The organism is Phenylobacterium sp. (assembly GCF_035309685.1).
Taxonomy (GTDB): domain Bacteria; phylum Pseudomonadota; class Alphaproteobacteria; order Caulobacterales; family Caulobacteraceae; genus Phenylobacterium.
In genome coordinates this window covers 1-23217 of sequence record NZ_DATGEX010000036.1, presented here as the reverse complement: position 1 = coordinate 23217, position 23217 = coordinate 1, and the positions used below count along the sequence as shown (strand labels likewise).

Below are 23217 nucleotides of genomic sequence, written 5' to 3'. Positions count from 1 at the left end.
TCAGCGTCGCAGGGCGGCCGGCCCCGGGTGGGTGTCGGCGACCGCCAGGGCCGCGGGCGCGCCATGCGCCAGCAGGCCGTCGATGCGGGCCTTTTCGCTGTCGAAACGCTGCAGCTCCGCGCCGGCCAGCGCCGAGCCCTGCGGGACCTTGGCGCCGATGGGGTTCACCCGCTGGCCGTTCTTCCAGATCTCGTAGTGCAGGTGCGGGCCCGTCGCCAGGCCGGTGGCGCCGACATAGGCCACCACCTGGCCCTGACGCACGTGGACGCCCGGATGGATGCCGGCGGCGTAGCGCGAAATGTGGCCGTAGCCGGTGTCCCAGCCCTCCGAATGGCGGATGCGCAGCCAGTTGCCATAGCCGCCCCAAGGGCCGGCCTGGGCCACCACGCCGTCGCCGGCGGCCACGATCGGCGTCCCCCAGCCGACGCCGAAGTCGACGCCCTGGTGGGCGCGGGTGTAGCCCAGCACCGGGTGCTTGCGCATGCCGAACAGCGAGGTGATGTGGGCCCCGTCCACCGGGGTCTTCAGCAGGAAGCCTTTGATGTTCTTGCCGAGCTCGTCGAAGTACTCGACGTCGTTCCCGCGCGCGAAGCGGTAGAACTTCACCCCGTGGATCTCGGCGTACTGCAGGTCGCCGGCCTCGACCGTGCGGCCGGCCTCGGTGACCTTGCGGTCGAACACCAGCTTGAAGGCGTCGCCGGGCTGCAGGTCGCGCTGGAAATCGATCTTGTGGGAGAACAGTTCGGCGACCTTGGCGGTGATCTGCGGCGTGGCCCCGATGTGCTCGGCGCTTTCGTAGAGCGAGCCCTGGATGGAGCCGTCGGCGACCGTGGTTTCGTCGCGCAGCTTTTCGTCCAGCTCGCGCAGGCGCAGCGCGCCGTCGAAGCTGCGCGAGATGGTGATGGCGCTGGCCGGGCCAGTGCGCAGGGAAAGGCCGATCAGCTTGGTTTCTCCCGCCTCGCCGGCGACAGAGCCTGCGCGCGGCCTGGCGATGGCGGTTTCGATCAGCAGGCCCGCCTTGATGTGGACGGTGTCCATGGCCTTGGACAGCATCTGGACGGCGAGCGCGGCCTCGGCGGGGCCGACGCCGGCCCGGCGCACGGCGCCTTCCAGGGTCTCGCCGCGCTGCAGCTTGACCGGCACGCTCTCGGCGGGCGCGAAGCCGGCCAGGGCTTCGGCGCGGGTGAAGGCGGTGTGCTGCAGAGCCGCGATGGCGGCGGTGTCGAGGGGCGCGGCGGCTTTGGGCGAGCTGTGCAGGAGGGCGAACGCGGCGCCGGCGGCAAGGGCCACCGCCACGGTGGCGCCGGCCGCAACCGGCCGGGCATGACGCGCCAAAAGCGGCCGCAGGTCGTTGAGTTGCATCCAGCCCCCGAGCTTGAAGCCGATCTGGTTAAGGCCTGCGCGCCGCAAAGCCAACCCTTGGCGCTGACGCCAGACGCCGCAGCTTCGGCGGCCAAAAGAAGGCGGGACCAGCTTGACCGGCCGCGATCACGGCGATGTGTCGCAGGAGGTCAGAGGAGCGTCAGCACCAGCTCGGCGGGCCGGCAGAGCGCCGCGCCCTTGGGCGTCACCACGATCGGCCGCTCGACCAGGATGGGGTCGAGGATCATGGCGGCGATCACCGCCGCGTCGGAGGCCGCCGGGTCAGTGAGGCCAAGCTCGTGCGCCTGGGTGCCTTTCACCCGCAGCAGCTCGCGGGCTGGGCGGCCGACCTGCCGCACGAGGCCTTCGAGCTGTGGGCGGGTCCAGCCGACCTTCAGATAGTCCACAACCTCGGGCTCGATCCCCTTTTCGCGCAGCAGGGCCAGCGTGTTGCGCGAGGTCCCGCAGGCGGGGTTGTGATAGATGGTCACGTCACTCATGGCGGCGGCTTAGCGCGGCCGGGCAGTTAGGAAAAGCGTCGCCGGAGCGCGGCCTCACCACGTCCAGGTGCGCGTCCCCTCCATCAGGGTCGAGTCCGACATGTCGAAGCCCATCAGGTTCGCCGGTCGCTTGGGCAGGGGCGGGACGCCGTCCGGCCAGCGCTCCAGCGTGGCGTCGTACTGCAGGGTCAGCTTGCCCGGTCCGCCCGGCTGGATGATCAGGTCGAAGCCCTGCTGAGCGGCCGCCCATTGGATGAGCGTGTCGCCGCCCGGCGTCATCGGCAGATGGACAGGCGCGCCGCCCGCGCCCACCAGGGTCGCTGCGGTATTGGCGACCAGACGGAGCTGGATGACGCGCACGCCCGGCGGCGGGACGACGTGCACGGTCAGCCGTCCGTCGGCCCCCTTGGCGAAGGTCAGGTCCGGCGCCGGCATGTCGATATAGGGCGAGGGCGCGGCGTCGACCTGGCGGCCGCGCGAGCCGACCTTCAGCTTGCCGATCTTGCCGCCGCCCGCGGTCATCACCGCGTCGGACCAGGCGGTGCGTTCCGGGGCGTCGCTGTAGCGCCAGGCCTTGTGGGTGTCCTGGTCGAGCCGGTAGCTGACGTAGGTCGCCTGCGGATGACGCGCGTCGTAAGGGTGGTTGAAGCGGACCGCCACGGTGACCGCCAGGCCCGCCAGGATCAGCGCGGGGCCCACGAGCCGGGCCGGCGGGGCGCCTTCCTCGGTCTGGGCGAGCGGCCAGAGCGTCAGGACCGCGGCCAACAGGGCGATCGCCTGCAGCTCCATCAGGTCGAGGCTGAGATAGGCGGCGTGGGCGAAGGAGGCTGCGAACGCCGCCCCGATGGCGGCCAGGACAGCGAGGAGGATAAGGCTGCCCGGCCCCTTGTAGGCGGCCAAGCCTGTCCCGGCCGCGCCCAGGCAGGCGATCGCGAGCGGCCAGGCCACGATGAATGCGGCGGCCGGCGCCAGCGCCTGGGCCGCGATCGCGAGCGCGAGGCCCAGCAGCAGGACGCCGGCCCAGGCGCCCGGCCGGGTCGCCGCCCGGCCGTAGGCCGCGAAACCGACCGCAGCGGCGGCGAGGCCAAGGCCCAGGCCGACCTGGTCGAGGCCGCCGAACAGGCAACAGCCGATGCCGGTGGCGAGCGGCAGCAGGGCGGCCTTGCGCCGGCCGCGGGCGAGCTCCGCGGCGGCCATCAGAAGCACGCCGACGCCGGTGAGGAACACTGCGGTCTCCCACAGCGGGGCCTGGGCCAGCAGGAACCGCTGCTCCAGGTAGCCGGTGTGCGCCCCGGTGGCGCGCCGGGCGAAATGCAGCACCGCGATTCCGCCGACGACGGCGAACAGGCCGCCGCCGGCGCCCCGCGCCAGGTCCCACCACGGGAAGGCCTCGATCCGGCGCGCGCGGATCACGCCGCAGGCCAGCAGGGCCGCGGCGCCGGCGAGGACCGCCCAGCCGCCCCACGGCGGATAGGCGAGCGTGACGCCGCCGGGGATTTGACTGTAGACCAGGTCCGGCTCAGCCGCCGGAAGCTTCGGTGCAAAGGCCGCCGCCGCCGCAGTCGCCAGCACCTGGTCGCCCATGTCCTGCAAGGTTCCGCGGTCCTGCGTCGCGGGAACCGAGGAGGCCGCGTGGTAGTCGAACTGGCGCCCCACGAAGGCATAGTTCAGGCCGGGTACGCCGGCCCGCTTGGACACGGTGAAGTCGGTGTCGTTGGGCATGTGGCTGTAGACGAAGCCGGTCAGCGACGACGCCACCGGGCGCGGCGCGGTCGCCGCCATCAGCCGGACCGCCGCGCCGTTGGCGTCGCCGGTCTGGAACATCTGCACCCGGCCCGCCGAGCCCCGCGCCTCCATGTTGAAGAGGAAGCCGACCCGCTTGGCCTCAGGGTCCCGGCCGAAGAAGGCGTCGGCGCCGAGCATGCCCGCCTCTTCGCCGTCGGTGAGCAGAACCAGGACATCGCGGGCCGGGACCCCGCGGGCCTTGATCGCCCGCACGATCTCCAGCGCCGAGGCCACGCCGGCCGCATCGTCGGAGGCGCCTGTGGAGCCCGGCACGCTGTCGTAGTGGGCCATCAGCGCCACGGCCGGGGCGTTGCGGTCCCTGCCCGGCAGGACGCCCACGATGTTCTCCACCGCGCCGCCCACCAGGACGTTGCTGGCGAACCTTGGCCGGTCGATGCCGACTCCGGGGCGCACCTGCGGGCTCAGTCCCATCGCCGTCATCCGCCCGACAAGGTAGTCGCGCGCCGCGCGGTCGGCGGCGGAGCCCACCGGGTGGGGAACCGAAGCGAAGCCGCGGATGTCGGCCATGGCCCGGTCGGCGGAGAAGCCGGCGGCGGGCGCGGTGACCGGCTGCGGCGCCGGGGTCCGCTCGCCCGTCCAGGCGATCACCGCCGCGGCCAGCAGCGCAGCGACCAGCGCAAGCAATCGTCCCAAGACGTCCCTCCGACGCGATTTTGCGCGGAGCCTATCGTGTCGCCCAGGAAAACGAAAACGCCGCTCGCCGAGGATCGGCAATCCGCCGGTTCGGCGCTCAGCCGCCCAGCAATTCGCGGATCGCGAGCGGCAGCTCGCCGCCCAGCAAGGGTTTTTCGACGATGCGCGCGCCCAGGCGCTCGGCCGCGGCGCGCACCTCGGGCTTCGGCTGGGTGGTGATCAGGATGGCCGCGCAGGTCATGCCGCGGCCGCGCAGAACCTCAAGCGCATCGACGCCCAGCGTGCCCGGCAGGTTCTGGTCGAGCACCAGGCAGGCGGCGGCGGGCGGTTCGGCGGCGCCCAGCAGCGCGTCTGCGGTCTCGTGCACCTCGATGCGGTAGCCCTCGATCTGCAGGGCGAACATCAGGGCCTGGCGCACCGAAGCGTCATCCTCCACCAGCAGGATCAGCGGGCCGTCCTTGGGGGTTTCGTCTTGCGGATCCATCGTGCGCTGCCGTGACGTCCGGAGCGCATCCTGCGTCCGCATCCTGGCCTACCACCCGCCGACTCCGCCCCAAATTTGGGAGCGCTACCTAGGTAGAGCTACGTATCGAGGTCTCGATACGGCCGATCATTTGTCATGAAAATCAATTATCTAACATCGTTTTCCGAAGCTGGATCCGCCGATTGGGACTCGACAAAACGCCACATGGCGATACTCGTCGAAGTTGGGCAAATTCAACCGGGGAGGGAATTAGGCAACTGTCCCGCGCATCATGTGATCATAGTGCCCGACTTCGTCGGCCGTTGAGGCGCGCCGGCGCTTGCGGAGGGTCGGCATGAACGACGCCCACCGAAGGAGCCGGCTGGCCTCCCAGGCGCTGCTTGTCCTGTCCGCCCTGCTGCTTTTGGCCGGCGCGGCGTCTCGGGCGCGGACCTGGGGCGACGGCGACCGGGCGCTGAGGTCGGCGCAAACCACCTTCCGGATCATCGATGCGGCCGACCAGATGGCGCTGGCTCTGGCGCGGGCCGAGCTCGACCGCCGCGCGCCCGCGGCGCTCGACGCCGACGTCCGGGCGATGCGGGTTCAGGCTGACGCGCTGACGCAACTGGCCCGCGCCGATCCGGCGCAGGCCGCGCGCGTCGAGCGCGCGCGTCGCCTGGCCGAAACCGAGGTCGCTGGCCTCGCCCGTTCGCCCCAGGCCGACACCCGGGCCGCCGGCTTCGCGGTCGGCGAGGTGCTCGCCGCCGAGCGCGCCAAGGCCGGCGCCCTCGGCGCGGCGTTCCGCCAGCAATGGCTGCAGACCCTGCGGGCCCTGGCGCTGATCCTGACCGGACTCGCCATGGCGGTCTGGGCGCTGGTCCTGTTCCTGCGCCGCATCCGCCGGTCCGACCGCGCGCTGGAGCAGGCGACCCGCGAGCTCAGCGCCGCCGAGATCGAGGCCCGCCGCAACGCCGCGTTCCTGGACGGCATCGGCACGGCCACGCCCGACATGATCTACGCCAAGGACCGCGAGCTCCGCTACGTCTACCTGAACCCCGCCGCCGTGGCTGTGATCGGCCGACCCCTCGACGAGATCCTGGGCCGGCGCCGGGCCGATTTCGTCATCAACGACAATGTGGAGGGCGAGCTCGACGTCGCCGACCGCGAGGTGCTCGAGACCGGCCAGACCCATACCTCCGAGGAGCGCTTCACCTCGCCGGACGGCGCGCAACAGGTCTATCGCTCGACCAAGTTCCCCCTGCGGGATGGCGACGGGGCGATCATCGGCGTCGCGGGACTGACCATCGACATCTCCGAATCCTACGCCACCCGCGACGCGCTTGCGGATTCTGAGGCCAAGTATCGCGCCATCGCCAACGCCATGCCGGCGCTCGTCTGGTCCGCCGACGCCGAGGGGATGCGCGACTTCTACAACGACCGCTGGCGCCAGTTCGTCGGCGAGGGCGGGGCGGCCGACGACGGCTGGGGCTGGCTGGACCGGGTCCACCCCGACGACCGCGCCCGGGTCGAGGCCAATGCGCGGCGCGCGATCTCGATCGGAGAGCCCTATGGCGTCGAATACCGCCTGGTCGGCGAGAGCGGGCCGCGCTGGTTCCTCGAACGCGTCCAGCCGGTGCGCAACGAGGACGGCCGGATCCATCGCTGGAAGGGCGCCTGTGTCGACATCGAGGAGCTGGTCGAGAACCGCGCCGCCAAGGAGCGGGCCTTCGCCGACCTCGCCGCGCGCGAGGCGCATCTGAGCTCGATCCTCGACGCGGTGCCCGACGCCATGGTCGTCATCGACGAGCACGGCGTGATCCAATCGTTCAGCGCCGCCGCCGAGCGGCAGTTCGGCTGGCCGGCGGCCGAGACGGTCGGGATGAGCCTGGCCATGCTGATGCCAAGCCCCTACCGCGAAGGCCACGAAGGCTACCTGAAGCGCTATCTCGAAACCGGCGAGCGCCGGGTGATCGGCATCGGCCGGGTGGTGGTGGGCCAGCGGCGCGACGGCTCGACCTTCCCGATGGAGCTGTCGGTGGGCGAGATGCGGTCCGGAGAGCGCCGGTTCTTCACCGGCTTCGTCCGCGACCTGACCGAGCGCCAGGCGGCGGAGCGGCGGTTCCAGGACGTGCAGGCGGAGCTGGCCCACGTGTCCCGGCTCTCGGCCATGGGCGAGATGGCCTCGGCCCTGGCCCACGAGCTGAACCAGCCGCTCTCGGCCACCGCCAACTACATCCAGGGCTCGCTGCGCCTGCTCAAGGAAGAGCCGGTCGACCGCGCCGTCGTCACCGAGGCCCTGACCGTCGCCGGCGAGCAGATGTTCCGCGCCGGCGACATCATCCGGCGGCTGCGCGACTTCGTCTCCAAGGGCGAGACCGAGCGGCAGATCGAGAACCTGCCGCAGCTCCTGGAGGAGGCCGGCGCGCTGGCCATGGTCGGCGCCAAGGACCGCGGCGTGCGGCTGATCTATGACATCGCGCCCACCGTCGGCCTGGTCATGGTCGACAAGGTGCAGATTCAGCAGGTGGTGCTGAACCTGATGCGCAACGGCGTCGAGGCCATGGCCGGCACGCCGGCCCCCGAGCTGACCGTTTCCGCGGCCGAGGCGGCCGACGACATGGTGATGGTCTCGGTGCGCGACACCGGCACGGGCCTGAGCCCGGAGGTCGCCGGTCAGCTCTTCCAGCCCTTCGTCACCACCAAGCAGCACGGCATGGGCGTGGGCCTGTCGATCTCACGCACCATCGTCGAGGCGCACGGCGGCCGCATCTGGGCCGAAGGCGAACCCGGCAAGGGCACGACATTCCACTTCACCGTGCGTGCGGTGCACGAACAGGAGATGGCTCATGGCGAACTCGTCTGACGTCTATGTCGTCGATGACGACGAGGCGATCCGAAGGTCGCTGTCGTTCCTGCTGCGCACCGCCGGCCTGCCGTCGCGCACCTTCGACGACGCCGAGGCGTTCCTGGCCGAGGCGCCGGGCCTGGCCCCAGGCTGCGTGATCACCGACGTGCGGATGCCCGGGATCGACGGGATCGAGCTGGTGCGGCGGCTCAGCGAACAGCGTCTGCCGCTGGCCACCATCGTCATCACCGGCCATGGCGATATCGCGCTCGCTGTTGAGGCCATGAAGGGCGGCGCCGTCGACTTCCTGGAAAAGCCGTTCAAGGAAGAGGTGCTGCTGGCCGCCGTGCAGAAGGCGCTGAACACCGAGACGCGAGACCAACAGGACGAGGGCGACCGGCAACGCTACCGGGCCGCCTTCGCGGGCCTCTCGAAGCGCGAGCGCGAGGTGCTGGAGCAGGTGGTGGTCGGCAAGACCAGCAAGGTCATCGCCTACGACCTGGGCATCAGCCCCCGCACCGTCGAGGTCTACCGCGCCGGCATGATGATGAAGACCGGCGCCAAGAGCCTGTCCGAACTGGTGCGGATGGCGCTGCTGGCGGGGCTGTAGGGGGAGGGAGGGGCGTCAGCTAGCCCTTAGGGCGATACGGGTCGGCCCGCCGCGCGGGGCGGAGGTGTCCGCGCTCGACTGACGCCGGAGTTCGCGACTGGGGCGGCTTCTTACTCATTGGCGACATTCGCAGAGGCCGCATTAGGGCAAAGGCCCGCGACTTCCGAGGCGACTAGACGTGCGCCGCGCGGCCACGGCACAGCTCTTAGGGATAAACGCCTGGGCCCGGATCGAGATCGATCGGGAGGAAGTGGCCGCGGACCCAGCCGCGGACATAGGCGGCGGCGCGCCGGAAGTGATAGCTCTGTTGGCCCAGCTTCTGGAACGCGCCATGCAGGCCGGTGAGGAAGTCGGCCCAGTCGGGGCGCTGATCGGTCAGCCGCTCCAGCACCCGCCCGGTGAAGTGACCCGCCCGGACGTCCGAGAAGTCGTGCGTCCACAGCTCCCTCAGGAAGGCGATACCGACGCTGGTGTTGGACGCCCAGTCCGACTTGGGGCCGCCCAGGTAGCGCGTCACGGCGTCGAACAGATATTCGACGCGAGGATCGTCCACCGTCGCGAGCGCCAGCAGGCTGTCAGCCGTGAGCCAAACGTGGCCATGACGCATGGCCGCGAGCTGGCCGGTGGCGATCATATAGGCCCCAAGGTCAAGTTCGCCTTCATCCGCCACCACGGTGATGGCGGCCTGCATCCACGCGCCGACCGGCGCGCCGTTCTGTTCGGCGAGGTTCCGCAGCGGCATGTCGTCGGAGAGCAGCGGCACCCGGTGATTGATCGCCAGGTGCGCGGGATCGAGCACGGCGGCCGAGGTGAAGCGGTCGATCTCCTCGCCATCGAGGCGCAGGGTCTCGGAGCCGTCGGTGGGCATGATCTCGCAATGCGCCTGGATGGCGGAGAGTCCGGCCTTCATGGCCGCGATCGCCGCAGCCTTCATCTCCACCGTGTGGGTCTGGCGCACTGGCCGACCGTCGATGAAGGCCAGGCTGAGGCTTTCTTGGCTGGACTGCAGCTCGCGCTCGCGGAGGAGCTCCATCAGGCTATCGACGGCCGAGCGCGGCAGCAGCAGCCGCCCGAAGGTGGCCCTGAGCTGCGGCAAGACCTCGAGCCGATAGGCGGTCCAGGCCGTCAGGAGGTCGAGCGCCAACCCGTTGCCCAGGGCCGCCTGAAGGGCCGGGAAGGTCGCCTCGCGCTCGCCGTGGATCCCGGCGCAGGTGCGGATATCGCGCCCGATATTGGGCAGGTGCTCGGCGAGTTCGAGCACATTGCGCCCCATCATCGCCGCGACCGCGCTGAGCGGCAGCGGCATCTCGGCATAGGCCTTCAGGATCGCCTCGTCCCGCTCCCCGGCCTGGCGCACGATGGCCAGCATCGGCTCCAGGTCCCCGTCCTGGACCGACATCTCGATGAGGCCGGTCTCGCCCGGGAAACGGGTGGCGTAGCTGCTCATGATGTCGTGCAGCAGCCACACGACCTTCGGCTTCAGAGCCCGCAGCCGGTAGCGGCGGGTCTGCCCGCCGGCCGTGTCCAGCGCGACCTCGTCGCCGACCGCCTTGCCGGCCATGGCCTGGGCCAGGGGATGGTCTGGAGCCAAGCCGATCCCGCTCACGTTCTCAGCCTCGATCACGCCGGTGACGTCAGCGGCGCCGTTCAGTCCCTGAAGGTCGAACCAGACGCCCGGACCCGCCACCCGCGCCGCCGGAATGACGTCCTCGGAGCTGTCACCGATGAACACCAGGCCTGGGTAGAAGCTGATCAGCCCGGCGTCGTCCCGAGCCCGGGCGGCCGTGCGATAGCCCAGTTCGAGCGCGCGGGCGCCGGCGCCGCTCAGCCGGAGCAGATGCGCCAGGCGCATGAACGCCCGGGGATCACCCTCCAGCTTGCCTTCGTCCAGCGCTAGGAGGTGTTTGGCGGCGGCCTCCGACCGGCCCTCACGTTCCATCGCATCCATGAGTTCGAGATGTGCGCGCAGGTCATTGGGCGCTGCGGCCAATGCCGCCCTGAGGTGGGCCTCGGCGGCGCGTAGGTCGCCGCGCATCGCCTCGGCGTGGCCGGCCAGGCGCGCGTAACGAGGATCGGCGAGCACCTGGGGCGACAGGCTCGCGAAGAAGGCATGTGTGCGGGGCCGCGGGTGGCCGTTGGCGAACGCCCAAACCAGCCAGGCCAGCGGCTCCGAATGGGCGACGACCGAGACAAACCCGTCGAGGGCGGCGATGACCCCGTCAAAGTCTGTCCGCTGCATGGCGAGCTGGGCGACCATCACGCGATCGCCGAAGGTGCTGTCGGGCTTGAGGAGCCCGGGCGCGATCGCCGCCAGTTCGTCCGCCCGTTCCGGGTCGGTGGCCCGTAGTGCGCCCGCGGCCATGACATAGGCGGGCGGGTGCTCGGGCCAAGCGGCGACCAGAGCGTCGGCCGCCGCCCGCACGTCCGGCGGCACGCGTTCCACAACCTGGGCCTGGAACAGGATCGTGTCGAAGTCGGCCTGCTCCTCGCCCTCAAGAGCCGCTCGGCGCGCCTCGGTCGCTGTCTTGATCACCCCGGCATAGTCGCCGGCGTTCGACAGGGCGGTCATCTGCAACAGGGTGCGTCCCCCTTCGTCGGGGAGACCCTCAGCGAACCGCAAGGCGTCGAGCGGGCGATTGTCGTCGAGCGCGAACTGCGCGGCCATGCCGACCACGGTGAGATCGCTGGGCGCCAAGGCGATCGCCTCGTCGGCGGTGCGGCGGGCCTTCTCGGTCTCGCCCAACACGCGCCAGGCCGTGACCAGGTTGCAAGCCATGGAGGTCCAGGCGTCCTCGCCAGCGTTCTCGTAGCGCCTGACCCGGTCCCAGACCGCCTGCAGGATGTCGGCCGCTTCCCGCGCCTTGGCGAAGTCGACCTTGGCGAGACCCAGTTCGCCTTGCGGCCCGGCGGGCGCGAGCGCCTCTTCGAGGGTGGCCTCCGCGGCGAAACGCTGCAGGACCTCGTCGTCCGGATGATCGGCGAGCGCGGCATGGGCCACCGCGCGCCATTCCCCAGGCTCTCCGGCGCCGCGCAGCCAGCTGAGGTGGTTCAGCGCCACCTTCTCCTCAGCGTAGAGCGCCTTTGGGATGTCCGGACGCGGGTCGCCCACGTCCAGCGATACCGAGGCGGCGAGGAACAGGGCGGCCGCCGCGCCGGCGTCGGTAGGGTCCGCCTTTAGCGCCGCCCGCGCGCGCTTCGCCGCCTCCGGCGCCTGGCCGGAGAACGCCAAGCCGACAAAGCTGTTGGCGGCGATCTTCCGGTCCCCGGGATCGAGCAGGTGCGCCTCGGCCACCGCAGCGGTGGCGCGGGCTGTCTCGCCGAGGTGTAGCCAGGCCACGCCAATGTTGGACCGCACCCGGGCGCGGACATTGGCGGTGTCCTCTACGGTCAGGCGGCCCTCCAACGCTTGCAACAGGGCGAGCGCCGTGCGGGGTTTCCCGGCGCGCAGCAGGTCGCGGTAGCTGTCGATCTCCTCGTGCAACTTGGCGTCCGCCGCCGACCGTCGTCGGGGGTCGGTGTCTCCCACTGACCCGACGACTTGCAGCCGTTCGACGGTGGCCTGGAGCACGGCCACCTGTTCCGAGATGCGGGTGATCGCGGCCGTCTGGGACTGGCCGACTTCGGTCAAGGTGTCGATCGCCTGGCTATGGCCAGGGTCGAAGGCGTTGTAAGCCTTCGGATCAGCGCGGATCTTGTCCTGCAGGGCGCCCCAGCCCCAGATCTGCACGTCGATGATCCGACCGGCGCGTTTCTGCTCAGCCGCCAAGGCCACCGCCAAGGTGTCCATCGCCGCGTCGTCGGGCGCGGTGGTCACAAGGTAGAACTCGGTGAGCGCGGGCCTGACCGTAAGCGCCTGCTTCAGTTCCTGGCGGACCTGCGCCTCGGTCAGCTTTTGGCCGGTCGTGCGCAACTTGCATTGCACGCCCACCGGCTGGTCAGGGTCACGGTCGCGCTTCCCCAGCAGATCCAGGCCCTTCTGGCGCTGGCCCGAGGTTCCGAAGGTCTTCAGGTTCGGGTCGCCGATCAGGCCGCAGAACAGAACCGCGCACTTCACCTCGAAGTCGCGTGCGTTCGCCGGCATGGGGATGATGGCGGTCGAATACATGCCGGCCGAGGCGGCGACCCCTACCTTTCCTGGTGAAGCTCCAAGGCCATTAGGTAGCGTGGGTTCGGGTCCGGCGCGACGTTACCGACAGGCCCGTCCACAATTAGTTGCACGGGACGTGTCGAGAGACGTGACCGGGCAACGGTCGAACATCGCGAAGGCCGAAATAGTGGAAGAGCGATCTAGCTGCCAACGTTCACTTTTTGGAAGCAGCTCGAGTTCCGCCGTTGGCGCATCGGGGACGTTCGGCACTGCACGAAAAGGGGTTCGTGGGAGCGCCGCCAGGCGCTTGCCCGCCTTGAATCTCACGGTAGATGCGAGCCTTGCGGGATCGGCAAGTCAAGGTCGGCCCGAGGGGCCGCCGCGCAGCGGTCGCCTTCGGCGAACCTTGAGGTGAGATGCGGTCGCCGAAGGCGAGCAAACGCTCCGGGGGAGCGTTTGCAGCGACGAACGCCCGTAGCGAAAGCGAAGGGCCGAGGAATGCCGATCCCGCAAGGCAAACTGGCCGCCATGAGATCTATGGCTCGGTCTGTCCGACGGACGAACTGCGATCGCCCGCACGTCCCCACGAGGGCTCGGTCGCGAAACAATTCGTGAACACCGAATCTTAGGCCCCACGCCGGCCCGGCCTTATCCTGCTCGGTTGGGTCGGCGGATGTCCGGCTCGCGGTCTTTCTCAATGTCGGCGACGGTGCGCGCGGGCGACGTGCGGGCCTTTAGGAACATAGGGGTGGGAGTCTGTTGCGACGGACCCAACTTTGGCGCGCGGGTCCGGGGCCGCGCGCAAAGAAGAAGGGCGCCCCGCGCGTGGCGGGACGCCCTTCTCTTCAGCGACAGGTCGTCTTGGCCTTAGGCCGCGACGACGGCGCCGATCTCCTGCGGGTCGCGCAGCACGTAGCCGCGGCCCCAGACGGTTTCGATGTGGTGCTTGCCCTCGGCGGCCGCGGCCAGCTTCTTGCGCAGCTTGCAGATGAAGACGTCGATGATCTTCAGCTCCGGCTCGTCCATGCCGCCGTAGAGGTGGTTGAGGAACATCTCCTTGGTGAGGGTCGTGCCCTTACGCAGCGAGAGGAGTTCCAGCATCTGGTATTCCTTGCCCGTCAGGTGGACGCGCAGGCCGTTCACCTCGACGGTCTTGGCGTCGAGGTTGACCAGGATGTCGCCGGTCTTGATGACCGATTGGGCGTGACCCTTGGAGCGGCGGACCACCGCGTGGATGCGCGCCACCAGCTCGTCCTTGTGGAACGGCTTGGTCATGTAGTCGTCGGCGCCGCCCGAGAAGGTCTTCACCTTCGTGTCGATCTCGGCTGAACCCGACAGGATCATGATCGGCGTGTTGATCTTGCCAACGCGCAGGGTGCGCAGCACATCCATGCCGCTCATGTCCGGCAGGTTCAGATCGAGCAGGATCAGGTCGTAGTCGTAGATCTTGCCCAGATCGACGCCTTCCTCACCCAGGTCGGTCGTATAGACGTTGAACCCCTCGGACTTCAGCATCAGCTCGATGCTTTGTGCCGTGGCGCTGTCGTCTTCGATCAACAGTACCCGCATCTGTCTCTCCTAGTGCGTTTCCGCGTGCCCCGCGAATTCAGTGAATCCGCCGCGGACCTCGCCGTTAACCTGCCGCCGAGTTAATTTAAGACTGGTTAATCGGGGGTGTCCGTCTGAACCGAATCGTTAATCCGATGCGGAATCGGCATCAAGAGTCGCACCCCTGCCGCGGAGTCGCAGGGCTGTTGAATCTTTCGTGATTGGACAACCGGGCCGAACGCGGCGGGGCCGGGAGCCTTTCGGGAACGCGCCTTGGACCTGCCCCGTTTGGTCCCCAGATAGGCTGTGCGGCACCGTCGGGAGACCACCATGAGCGCCAGGTTCAAACCCCTTGAGGGGCAAGTGATTGTCGTCACCGGGGCGGGCTCGGGCCTGGGCCTGCAGATCGCCAGGCTGGCGGCCAAGGCGGGCGCCGCGGTCGTGCTGACCGCCGGCGACGAGGCGACGGTCCGCGCGGCCTGCGCGGAGATCGGCGGACGCTGCCATCCCGTGGCCGCCGATCCCGCGAGCGCCGACGGGTGCGACCGTGTGGCGCGGGCCGCGGTGGCGCGCTTTGGGCGCATCGACAGCTGGATCGACGCCGCGGGCGTGGAGGCGGCGCTGGCGCCCGCCGTTCAGGCGCTGGTCAAGCATCTGGGCGAGGGCGAGGCCGCCGCCGCCGTGGTCGCCTTCGGCCAGAGGATCGATAAGGCCGCCCGCGCCGAGCTGCGCCAGGCCAAGGGCCGGATCGCCGCGACCCTGATCAAGCTGCCCAAGGACTGGCGCCACGACAGCCCGGCCCAGAAGGCGTTCGGGGCCGCCGCCGAAGCCGCCCTGCACGCCGTCGCCAAGCCCATGGGCGAGATGGCGCTCGCCGCCAGGGGCAAGGGCCTGACCGCGGTCACCCAGGCGCGCAAACATCCCAGCGTCCTGGTGGGCGTGGGATTGCTGGCTGTGGCCGGCGCGGCGCTCTGGTTCGGCCGCGGCCGGATCGCCGGCGCCGCGGCCGCCGCGAGGCCCCGCGTGGCCCGCGCTGTCCGCCCCGCCTTAATGGGAATGGTGAAGCGCAGGCCCCTCCAGGCCGCCCAATTGGTGGCCAAACATCCTAAACCGGCGCTCAGATTAGCCCGTATCCTGCGCTGATCTTCACCCCTCCTTAAGCGCGATCACCCGACTCTAGGGCCTCGAATTCGAGGGCTGTTCTTGAAGAGTCTTGTGGCCGCGGTCGAGCGGCTCGATCCCCTGACGATCTCCGGCCGCGTGGCGGCCGTGAACGGTCTCCTGATCGAGGCCCGCGGCGGGCTGACCCGTCTGTCGGTCGGCGCCCGCGCCGAGATCGTCCGCTTCGGTGAAAAACCCCTGTCGGCCGAGGTGGTCGGTTTCCGCGACGCCCGCGCGCTCCTGATGCCCTTCGGCCCGGTCGAGGGCGTGGCGCCGGGCGCCGAGATCCGCATCGAGCCCCTGGGCTCGGCCGTGCGCCCGACCAAGGCCTGGCTTGGCCGCATCGTCGACGCCTTTGGAAACCCGATCGACGGCAAGGGCCCGCTGGGTCAGGGCCTGGCCGCCTATCCGCTGCGCGCCGCCCCGCCGTCGGCTCACGCCCGCGCCCGGGTCGGCGAGCGGCTGGACCTGGGCGTGCGGGCCATGAACGTCTTCACCACCTGCTGCCGCGGCCAGCGCCTGGGCGTCTTCGCCGGCTCCGGCGTCGGCAAGTCGGTTCTGCTGTCCATGCTGGCCAAGAACGCCGACTGCGACGCCGTCGTGGTCGGCCTGATCGGCGAGCGGGGCCGCGAGGTCCGCGAGTTCATCGAGGAGACGCTCGGCGAAGAGGGCCTGAAGCGCGCCATCGTGGTGGTCGCCACCTCTGACGAACCGGCCCTGAAGCGCCGCCAGGCCGCCTACATGACCATGGCCATCGCCGAATATCTGCGCGACCAGGACATGGAAGTCCTCTGCCTGATGGACAGCGTCACCCGTTTCGCCATGGCCCAGCGCGAGATCGGCCTGGCCGCCGGCGAACCGCCGACCACCAAGGGCTATACGCCGACCGTCTTCACCGAACTGCCCAAGCTTCTGGAGCGCGCCGGCCCCGGCCCGATCCGCCCCGACGGCACGCGGGCAGGTCCGATCACCGGCATCTTCACCGTGCTGGTCGATGGCGACGACCACAACGAGCCGATCGCCGACGCGGTCCGCGGCATTCTCGATGGGCATATCGTGATGGAGCGGGCCATCGCCGAACGCGGCCGCTTCCCGGCGATCAATGTCCTGAAGTCGATCAGCCGGACCATGCCCGGTTGCCATGGCCCGCACGAGCGCGCGATCGTCACCCAGGCGCGCCAGACGCTCGCCGCCTACGCCAACATGGAAGAGCTGATCCGTATCGGCGCCTATCGCGCCGGGGCCGATCCTCAGGTCGACCGGGCCATCGCCCTCAATCCGGCGCTCGAGGGCTTCCTCGCGCAGGACAAGGACGAAGTCACCAGCCTGGACGCCGGCTTCGAGCGGCTGAGCGGCATCCTCAATAGCGTACCGGCGTGAGCATCCCCCAATGAGTTGGACCGAATCCTTGATCAAACTCGCGGGCTACGAAGTGGAGAACCGTCAGCTGCGGCTGACCGAAATCACCAAGCGGCTGGCCGACGCCGAGATCCGGCTCGCGGTGCTGGTCGCCGAGGGCGAGGCGGAGGCCAAGCACGCCGGCCAGGACGCCGAGGCCGGCTGGTACCTGGCGGGCTATTCCGCGGGCCTGAAGGTGCGCAAGGCCGCCCTGCAGGCGGAGATCGACGCCATCCAGGCCGAGGAGCGCGGCGCGCGCGATGCGCTGGCCCAGGCCTTCGAAGAGCAGAAGAAGTACGAGCAGGTGGCCGAGAGCGCCCGCACCGCCGAGGCCAAGGAAGCCAAGCGCCGCGAAAACGCCGAACTCGACGAAGTCGGCATGCGGATGGCCCGCAAGAGCGCCTGAGGCCTATCCCGAGGCGTCGAGGCCTTCGCGGCTGAAATGGATGATGCCGTCGCGGGCGAGCCGACTCGGAGCGAGGTTTTCCAGCACTTCCATCAGCACCCGCGCCGCCGCGCGCCGCTCGGCCTCCGGCACATTGTTCAGCAACTGCTCGTTCAGCGCCAGCACGACCCCCATCGCGCGGCGGTGGGTCTCGCGGCCCAGGTCGGTGAGGCTGAGGATCACCTGCCGACGGTCGCGGGTCTCGCCGGCGCGGTCGATCAATCCCGCGGCCACCAGCTGGTCGGCGATCCGGGTGAGGGTCGTGCGTTGCATGGCGGTGAAGCTCGCCAGTTCCGTCATGGTGCTGGCCCCGAACCGCTCCAGCACGCCCAGCACCCGATAGCGGCTGACGTTCAGGCCAAGGCCGCGGAGGGCGCCGTCCAGCTTGGAGTCGCGGAACTGGTAGATCGCGACGATCAGGTGCAGCAGATAGTCGTCGACCGCGAACGGGAACTCGTCCGTCGGGTCCACAGAGGCGTGCCGCGCCGCAGTCATGACCCAAGTATCCCGTGATTTGATCGAAGGCGCCAAGAACTCTGCTTGGCCGGGCGCCGGCGAGGGCGTCCGCGTCAGGGCGGCTAGGGCGGGGACCCGTCGATCAGAACGCCATCGCGGCCGGCCGGCGGCGCGCGCGCATCGCGGCGCCCAGCGCGCCGAAGCCCACCAGCATCATCGCCCAGGCCGCGGGTTCGGGTACGCCGGGGCCACCGGTGGGGCCGGGCGGTGTCCCGACCGTGTTACTGAAGTTCGAGCTGTATTCCAGGTTAAAGCCTGGATGGGTGGCCAGGAACCCGGGGTCGATCGTGACCATCGGGTCAGCGTCGGCGGCGCAGTTCGGCGACGCGCCATTGGCGCCACCTTCGCAAGTCGCCACCATAAAGAACTCGAAGTCCGTATTGGACGGAACATCAAAATCGGCGCTGAGGTGGATGGTGTCCGTGCAAGCATCGCCGCAACCAGTGTTGAAGTTGCAGGGGCCGCCCGAACAGGCCAGAAAGCCCGTGCCGACCCCCTGGTAGGTCCCAAAGTCGAAGTCATCGTCCGAGGTCTTAAAGAGGCCGGCGAAGGCTTGCATGTTCGAGTCTTGGTCGCCGGCGCTTGCTGAGAGGTTGGCGATGACGTGGAGAGGCACGATCATGTCGTCCGGCCCGTGGGCTTCGTAGTGGACGAAGAGCGAAGCGAAAGCGGTGGCCGGCTCGGAGCCGATCGGACTGTTTGTCCTCACCGAGGCGCTATTGTCGGTGGTCGTGGCCGTGCCGGTAGAGCACACGCCGAACCCGCAGTCGGCGCCTGAGACGAGCCCCTGGTCGAACAGGTAGTTGGCGCTAAGCCCGGAGGTCGTCACGTATGAAAAATATCTCGCGTCCGGCAGATCGTCAGCCCGCACCGCCGTCGAAACGAAGAGCATCGCGGAAATCATCGCGATGACGGCCGATATCGCCCTGAGGTTCATCACAGTCCCCAACCGGCCGGTTCCCGGCTGGTCGCCCAATCCACCAATGGTTGGCGGCAAGCCTAGGCGCCTTGGCGACAGTGTGGCTATTGCCTATTTAGGCAATTTCCATTCATTTTATTGAGGAAATTCGCCAATCAGGCGAGTAACCGAGGCCTGCGAACCGCAGCATCCGCCGCCCGCCGCCCGGTTGTGCGCCGATCTATTTCGGCGCGATCCCGCTGCGCTTGCGCTCGGCGTCGACGCTGTCGCGCAGGACCGAGAGATCCTCGCTGATCCGGAAGATCGCCACATAGAACTCGCAGAACGACCGCCAGATCAGCACCAGCGCTCCCATCACCAGGAAGCCGCCGATCAGCACCGGAATGGCCAGCAACAGGCCGATCACCGACGGGTCGCGGATCACCAGGCCGACGGCCGCGCCCATGGTCCCGAACGCGCCCAGCGCGATCAGGGCCAAGCCTGCCCAATAGATGATGTGGATAACCTGATTGGTCATCAGGTGCTCGAAGGTGAGCAGGTCCCACAGGACGGCCGAACCCGCGCCCTTTGGTTGGTTGAGAGGTCGCCGCATCCGTTTCCCAAGACACTCAGTCGGAGCCCCGCTCCGTCGCCCGCACCGCTATCAGCCCCGACCGGCGGCGGCAATGGCGGCTGGCTAGCCGGGAAGCTCCGCGGGCGCCTCGCCGGCGGGGGAACTCGCCGCGGTGCGGGCAAGCGCCGCACGCAGCATCACCGCGCCGGTGTAGGTCACGACGGCGACCACGCCCCAGCGCAGGATATCGAGCGGCAGGGATTTCACGATGAAAGCCGCGACCAGCACGGCCGGCGCGCCGCCGAGCGCCATCCCCAGCACCAGCCCCAGATCGACCGGCCGCTTGGCGACGATCCGCACGCCGCTGGTGACCATCAGGAGCGCGGCCGAGCCCATCATGATCGGGAAGGCCGCCTTCGGGTCCATGCCGAGCAGGCTGATCAGGATGAGGGTCGGGGCGAAGTTGCCGATGCCGAGGTTCATCAGCACGCCGAGCCCGAAGCTGACGGCCACGACGACGGCGAACGGCAGCGGCGGCAGGCTGGTGGCCGTCCCGCCGTGCGGCATCAGGCCCAGGTTTGAGAGCGAGAAGGTGGCGGCGGCGATCAACAGGCCCAGGCCCAGCGTCAGCCGGATCGGCCGGATCGGCAGGCGGGCGGCGATGGAGACGCCCAGCAGGGCGCCCAGCACCGAGGCGGCGATCGCCGCGCCCAGCAACAGGGGATCGACCGCGACGCCGGTGATGAACACGAAGCCCTCCACGGCGGCGGCCAGCGCATAGCCGGAGACCATCGTGGCCGGGATCAGGTCGTCGGGCACGCGCCGGCGGAACTTCAGATAGGCGGTGGTCGGCGCGAAACAGCCGATGCCCAGCGCATCGAAGAAGCTGGTCACCGCGCTCATCACCGCGCCCTCAAGCGAGGGCCGGCTCGGGCGCTTGCGCAGCTGGATGCCCAGCGCAGCGGCGAACACGAGGCTGGCGAGCCCGAGCGCGGTGAGGAGCAGGATCAGAATCATGACGGCGAAACTCCCCCGCTCAGCCGCGAGCCCGCACTCTGGCGCGAACCGCGACGGTAGCGTCGAACGCCGCGCCCGCACACGGACTTTCTCCTTGGCCGCGGCCTCGGCTTGACAGGCCGGCGGGCGGCCCAAGGTCCTGGCCTTCCTGGAGGAAGCCCTGAAGCCGGAACCGAAAGGCGTCTGACGCCCAAGGCCTAAGGCTGTGCGGGTTTGGCGAACTTCGGCGCGGTCGCGGCCGGCGCCTGGGCCTTGCCCGCGAAGCTGTCGGCCAGCGCCTTCAGCGTCCAGGCGTCGCCCTGCTTGAACTTGTCCAGCAGCCAGTCGTAGGCCGGGCCGTCGCCATAGCCGACGCCGCTGACGACCACCCGCGTCGCATAAGCCCCCGCGGGCCGGAACTCGAAGACCGTGGCGGTGGCCGCGAACTCCTTGGGGTAGGGAAAGCTCGGCGGCGCCTGGATGTTGCGCAGCGCCAGCATCCGGCCCGGGATGAAGGCGACGATCTGGTTCTTGATATTGTCGGCCTGGCCCACGTGGGCGCTGGCGTCGTAGTTGGTCTCGATCGTGCCCCCCAGCCGAAAGTCGACCGAGGCGAAGGGGACGCCCAGGCGCTTCCAGCCTCCGGGCGTCGTGAAGACGGCGAACACCTTCGCCGGCGGCGCCGGCACCACGCCGGAGATTTCGAAGCCGCGGGTCCCGGCGGGTTCGGCGACGGCCGGCGCCGCCACGAACAGGGCGGCGGCGAGAAGGACGCCGCGCATGTCAGGCGGTCTTGGCCGCCGCGCGGGGCGGCGGGGCCAGCGCCGCGTGCAACATCACCGCGGCGGCGTAGGTGACGACCGCGATCACGCCCCAGCGCAGCTGGGCGATCGGCAGCGACTTGACGATGAAGGCCGCCACCAGCACCGCCGGCACGCCGCCCAGGATCATGCCCAGTACGAGCTCCATGTTGAGCGGGCGGGCGCGGATGATCCGCACCCCCGCGACCAGCACCAGGAGGGCGGCGGAGCCCATCATCAGGGGAAAGGCGGCGCGCGGGTCCATGCCCAGCAGGCTGACCAACACCAGGGTGGGCGCGAAATTGCCGACTCCCAGGTTGACCAGCACGCCCAGGACGAAGCTCGCGGCCACCACGATGATGAAAGGGATCAGCGGAAGGCTGGTCGCCGTGCCGCCGGGCGGCATCAGGCCGAGCGCCGAGGCCGCGAAACTGGCTGCCGCGATCAAGAGGCCGATGCCCATGACGAGCCGGATCGGGCGCACCGGCAACCAGGCGGCGACGGAAACCCCGACCAGGCCGCCCACGACGGAGGCCGCGATGCCCAGGCCCAGGAGCAGCGGGTCGATCTTCACAACGCTCAGGAAGATGAAGGCCTGGGTGGTGGCCGGCAGGCCATAGCCCACCATCATGGTGCAGGGGATCAGCTCGTCCGGAACCAGCCGGCGGAACTTCATATAGGCCGTGGTCGAGGCGAAGGAGCTGATGCCGAGGGTGTCGAAGAAGTTGGACACCGCGCTCATCGCGACGCCCTCAAGCGACGGGCTCACCGGCGCCTTGCGCCAGGCCTGGAAGAGGGCCAGGGCGAACAGCACGGTCCCGACAGTCAGCGCCGCCAGCAGCAGGTTATGGATCATTGCAGTCGGCCCCCCGGCGCTATCGCGGGAACGCTAGCCTAGATCGTGCCGACGGTCTTCAGCTTGGCGCGAGGATGGACCTCGTTCTGGCTCATCACCGGGGTCTGTCCACGGAACCTCTCGATGATCGAGCGGACATAGGGGCGGATGGTCGGGCTGGTCAGCAGCACGGGCGAATCCCCGGCGAGCGCGGCGCGCTCGAAGACGTCGCGGACGCCGCGGACGAAGTCCTGCAAGCGCGAGGGGGCCAGCGCCAGCTGCTTGTCGTCGCCGCTGCCCACCAGGCTGTCGGCGAAGGTGTTCTCCCACTCCGGCGTCAGCGTCACGATCGGCAACGCGCCATCATCGCCGCGATGGGCGAAGGAGAGCTGGCGGGCCAGCCGCGCGCGGACCTGTTCGACCAGCAGGGTGACCGATGAGGTGTGCGGCGCGGCCTCGCCGATCCCTTCCAGGATCGCCGGCAGGTCGCGGATCGAGACCCGCTCGCGCAGCAACGCCTGCAGGACACGCTGGATGGTGGTGGCGGTGACGACGGAGGGCACCAGGTCCTCGACCAGCTTTTTCTGTTCGGCCGGCAGGTCCTTCAGGAGCTTCTGCACCTCGGCGTAGGACAGGAGATCCGGCATATTCTCCTTGAGGATCTCGGTCAGGTGGGTGGTCAACACGGTCGCCGGATCGACGATGGTGTAGCCGCGGAAGGTGGCTTCCTCGCGCAGGTTCTCGTCCACCCAGGTGGCGGGCAGGCCGAACGCGGGCTCCTTGACGTGCTCGCCGGGCAGCTCGACCTGGCCGCCGCGCGGGTCCATGGCCATCATGTGGCCGAGGCGCACTTCGCCGCTGCCGGCTTCCATCTCCTTGATGCGGATGCAGTAACCCTGGGAGGCCAGGCGCATGTTGTCGAGGATGCGAACGCTCGGCATCACGAAGCCGTAGTCGGCGGCCAACGTCTTGCGCAGCGCCTTGATCTGGTCGGTGAGGCGGCGGCCTTCGAGGTCGTTGATCAGGCCGAGCAGGCCATAGCCCAGCTCGATCTTGATCTCGTCGATGGCCAGCGTCTGGGCGATGGGCTCTTCCTGCGCCGGCGTGTCGGGCACGATCTCGACCTTCGGCGGTTCCATGGCCTTCTGCGACCGGCGCCAGGCCAGCACGCCCGCCCCGATGGAGATGGCCGAGAACGGCAGGATCGGCATGCCAGGTACGATGGCGATGACCCCAGCGGCGGCCGAGACCATGCCCAGCGCCACGGGGTTCATGGCCAGCTGGGTGACCAGCGCCTTGTCCGCCGAGCCCTCGACGCCCGACTTGGAGACCAGGAAACCGGCGGCGATGGAGATGATCAGCGCCGGGATCTGGCTCACCAGACCGTCGCCGATGGTCATCAGGGTGTAGGTGGTGGCCGCCTGGCCGATCGGGATGTGATGCTGCAGCACCCCGATCAGGATGCCGCCGATCACGTTGATGGCGACGATGATCAGGCCGGCGACCGCGTCGCCGCGCACGAACTTGGACGCGCCGTCCATGGCCCCGAAGAAGGTCGATTCCTGCTCCAGCTCCTTGCGCCGGCGCTTGGCCTCCTCCTGGTCGATCAGGCCGGACGACAGATCGGCGTCGACGGCCATCTGCTTGCCGGGCATGGAATCCAGGGTGAACCTCGCCGCCACCTCCGCGATGCGGGACGAGCCGCGCGTGATCACCACGAAGTTCACGATCACCAGGATC

Annotated in this window: 18 protein-coding genes; 5 read left to right on the top strand and 13 right to left on the bottom strand. The window is 69.6% G+C overall.

Translation table 11 applies throughout. The features are described 5' to 3' along the window. The 4 genes from VKQ35_RS11710 to VKQ35_RS11695 form a co-directional block, all read right to left on the bottom strand. Window positions 1-1362, bottom strand: coding sequence for a M23 family metallopeptidase (locus VKQ35_RS11710; protein WP_324361747.1), 1362 nt, complete (start codon window positions 1360-1362; stop codon window positions 1-3). A gap of 149 nt (window positions 1363-1511) precedes the next feature. Further along, complete coding sequence (gene arsC, locus VKQ35_RS11705; RefSeq protein WP_324361745.1) at window positions 1512-1862, bottom strand: arsenate reductase (glutaredoxin); 351 nt, start codon at window positions 1860-1862, stop codon at window positions 1512-1514. A gap of 54 nt (window positions 1863-1916) precedes the next feature. Further along, window positions 1917-4301 (bottom strand): M20/M25/M40 family metallo-hydrolase, encoded by a 2385-nt coding sequence (locus VKQ35_RS11700; protein WP_324361743.1) that lies wholly within the window; start codon window positions 4299-4301, stop codon window positions 1917-1919. A gap of 97 nt (window positions 4302-4398) precedes the next feature. After that, the gene (locus tag VKQ35_RS11695; protein ID WP_324361741.1) at window positions 4399-4785 is read right to left on the bottom strand and encodes a response regulator; all 387 of its coding nucleotides are present in this window, start codon (window positions 4783-4785) and stop codon (window positions 4399-4401) included. A gap of 334 nt (window positions 4786-5119) precedes the next feature. Here VKQ35_RS11695 and VKQ35_RS11690 point away from each other — a divergent pair, with 334 nt between their 5' ends. Together VKQ35_RS11690 and fixJ are read left to right on the top strand one after the other, a co-directional pair. After that, complete coding sequence (locus VKQ35_RS11690; protein WP_324361738.1) at window positions 5120-7627, top strand: PAS domain S-box protein; 2508 nt, start codon at window positions 5120-5122, stop codon at window positions 7625-7627. Next, window positions 7611-8219, top strand: coding sequence for a response regulator FixJ (gene fixJ, locus VKQ35_RS11685; RefSeq protein ID WP_324361736.1), 609 nt, complete (start codon window positions 7611-7613; stop codon window positions 8217-8219). Before VKQ35_RS11690 ends, fixJ begins: the two co-directional genes overlap by 17 nt. A gap of 205 nt (window positions 8220-8424) precedes the next feature. On the opposite strand, the gene VKQ35_RS11680 is transcribed toward fixJ, so the two are convergent. Both VKQ35_RS11680 and ctrA read right to left on the bottom strand, forming a co-directional pair. Further along, complete coding sequence (locus VKQ35_RS11680) at window positions 8425-12324, bottom strand: PIN domain-containing protein (protein WP_324361734.1); 3900 nt, start codon at window positions 12322-12324, stop codon at window positions 8425-8427. An 849-nt stretch (window positions 12325-13173) separates the two neighbouring features. Then, window positions 13174-13875: a response regulator transcription factor CtrA gene (gene ctrA / locus VKQ35_RS11675; protein WP_293370110.1), complete on the bottom strand. Its 702-nt coding sequence runs from the start codon at window positions 13873-13875 to the stop codon at window positions 13174-13176. 309 nt (window positions 13876-14184) lie between these two features. Between ctrA and VKQ35_RS11670 the strand changes: the two genes are divergently transcribed. From VKQ35_RS11670 to VKQ35_RS11660, 3 genes are read left to right on the top strand one after another with little or no spacing between them, the layout of a single operon-like run. Then, window positions 14185-14997 (top strand): SDR family NAD(P)-dependent oxidoreductase, encoded by an 813-nt coding sequence (locus VKQ35_RS11670; protein WP_324361729.1) that lies wholly within the window; start codon window positions 14185-14187, stop codon window positions 14995-14997. 60 nt (window positions 14998-15057) lie between these two features. After that, a complete protein-coding gene (gene fliI / locus VKQ35_RS11665) occupies window positions 15058-16395 on the top strand; it encodes a flagellar protein export ATPase FliI (protein WP_324361727.1) in 1338 nt (445 codons plus the stop codon). 28 nt (window positions 16396-16423) lie between these two features. Continuing rightward, window positions 16424-16819: a flagellar FliJ family protein gene (locus tag VKQ35_RS11660; RefSeq protein WP_324361726.1), complete on the top strand. Its 396-nt coding sequence runs from the start codon at window positions 16424-16426 to the stop codon at window positions 16817-16819. 3 nt (window positions 16820-16822) lie between these two features. Here VKQ35_RS11660 and VKQ35_RS11655 read toward each other — a convergent pair whose 3' ends face one another. The 7 genes from VKQ35_RS11655 to VKQ35_RS11625 all read right to left on the bottom strand — a co-directional run. Beyond that, window positions 16823-17353 carry a MarR family transcriptional regulator gene (locus VKQ35_RS11655; RefSeq protein ID WP_324361724.1) on the bottom strand — a complete coding sequence of 177 codons (531 nt, stop codon included), beginning with the start codon at window positions 17351-17353 and terminating at the stop codon, window positions 16823-16825. Window positions 17354-17456: 103 nt separating this feature from the next. Then, a complete protein-coding gene (locus VKQ35_RS11650; RefSeq protein ID WP_324361723.1) occupies window positions 17457-18311 on the bottom strand; it encodes a PEPxxWA-CTERM sorting domain-containing protein in 855 nt (284 codons plus the stop codon). Window positions 18312-18513: 202 nt separating this feature from the next. Continuing rightward, complete coding sequence (locus VKQ35_RS11645) at window positions 18514-18885, bottom strand: DUF4282 domain-containing protein (protein WP_324361721.1); 372 nt, start codon at window positions 18883-18885, stop codon at window positions 18514-18516. Between the two features lie 84 nt (window positions 18886-18969). Beyond that, entirely contained in the window at window positions 18970-19863 is an 894-nt protein-coding gene (locus VKQ35_RS11640) for a sulfite exporter TauE/SafE family protein (RefSeq protein WP_324361720.1), read from the bottom strand. A gap of 197 nt (window positions 19864-20060) precedes the next feature. Then, the gene (locus tag VKQ35_RS11635; RefSeq protein ID WP_324361719.1) at window positions 20061-20624 is read right to left on the bottom strand and encodes an SRPBCC domain-containing protein; all 564 of its coding nucleotides are present in this window, start codon (window positions 20622-20624) and stop codon (window positions 20061-20063) included. A 1-nt stretch (window position 20625) separates the two neighbouring features. Further along, window positions 20626-21498 (bottom strand): permease, encoded by an 873-nt coding sequence (locus tag VKQ35_RS11630; RefSeq protein ID WP_324361718.1) that lies wholly within the window; start codon window positions 21496-21498, stop codon window positions 20626-20628. Between the two features lie 38 nt (window positions 21499-21536). Next, window positions 21537-23217 (bottom strand): flagellar biosynthesis protein FlhA (locus tag VKQ35_RS11625; protein ID WP_324361717.1); only part of this gene is annotated, 1681 nt, incomplete at its 5' end.

What these genes read in the sequence shown, in the direction of transcription:
- VKQ35_RS11710 (WP_324361747.1), bottom strand. Translation starts at nt 1,362, where the DNA reads ATGCAACTCAACGACCTGCGGCCGCTTTTGGCGCGTCATGCCCGGCCG.
- arsC (WP_324361745.1), bottom strand. Translation starts at nt 1,862, where the DNA reads ATGAGTGACGTGACCATCTATCACAACCCCGCCTGCGGGACCTCGCGC.
- VKQ35_RS11695 (WP_324361741.1), bottom strand. Translation starts at nt 4,785, where the DNA reads ATGGATCCGCAAGACGAAACCCCCAAGGACGGCCCGCTGATCCTGCTG.
- VKQ35_RS11690 (WP_324361738.1), top strand. Translation starts at nt 5,120, where the DNA reads ATGAACGACGCCCACCGAAGGAGCCGGCTGGCCTCCCAGGCGCTGCTT.
- fixJ (WP_324361736.1), top strand. Translation starts at nt 7,611, where the DNA reads ATGGCGAACTCGTCTGACGTCTATGTCGTCGATGACGACGAGGCGATC.
- VKQ35_RS11680 (WP_324361734.1), bottom strand. Translation starts at nt 12,324, where the DNA reads ATGTATTCGACCGCCATCATCCCCATGCCGGCGAACGCACGCGACTTC.
- ctrA (WP_293370110.1), bottom strand. Translation starts at nt 13,875, where the DNA reads ATGCGGGTACTGTTGATCGAAGACGACAGCGCCACGGCACAAAGCATC.
- VKQ35_RS11670 (WP_324361729.1), top strand. Translation starts at nt 14,185, where the DNA reads ATGAGCGCCAGGTTCAAACCCCTTGAGGGGCAAGTGATTGTCGTCACC.
- VKQ35_RS11655 (WP_324361724.1), bottom strand. Translation starts at nt 17,353, where the DNA reads ATGACTGCGGCGCGGCACGCCTCTGTGGACCCGACGGACGAGTTCCCG.
- VKQ35_RS11650 (WP_324361723.1), bottom strand. Translation starts at nt 18,311, where the DNA reads ATGAACCTCAGGGCGATATCGGCCGTCATCGCGATGATTTCCGCGATG.
- VKQ35_RS11645 (WP_324361721.1), bottom strand. Translation starts at nt 18,885, where the DNA reads ATGCGGCGACCTCTCAACCAACCAAAGGGCGCGGGTTCGGCCGTCCTG.
- VKQ35_RS11640 (WP_324361720.1), bottom strand. Translation starts at nt 19,863, where the DNA reads ATGATTCTGATCCTGCTCCTCACCGCGCTCGGGCTCGCCAGCCTCGTG.
- VKQ35_RS11635 (WP_324361719.1), bottom strand. Translation starts at nt 20,624, where the DNA reads ATGCGCGGCGTCCTTCTCGCCGCCGCCCTGTTCGTGGCGGCGCCGGCC.
- VKQ35_RS11630 (WP_324361718.1), bottom strand. Translation starts at nt 21,498, where the DNA reads ATGATCCATAACCTGCTGCTGGCGGCGCTGACTGTCGGGACCGTGCTG.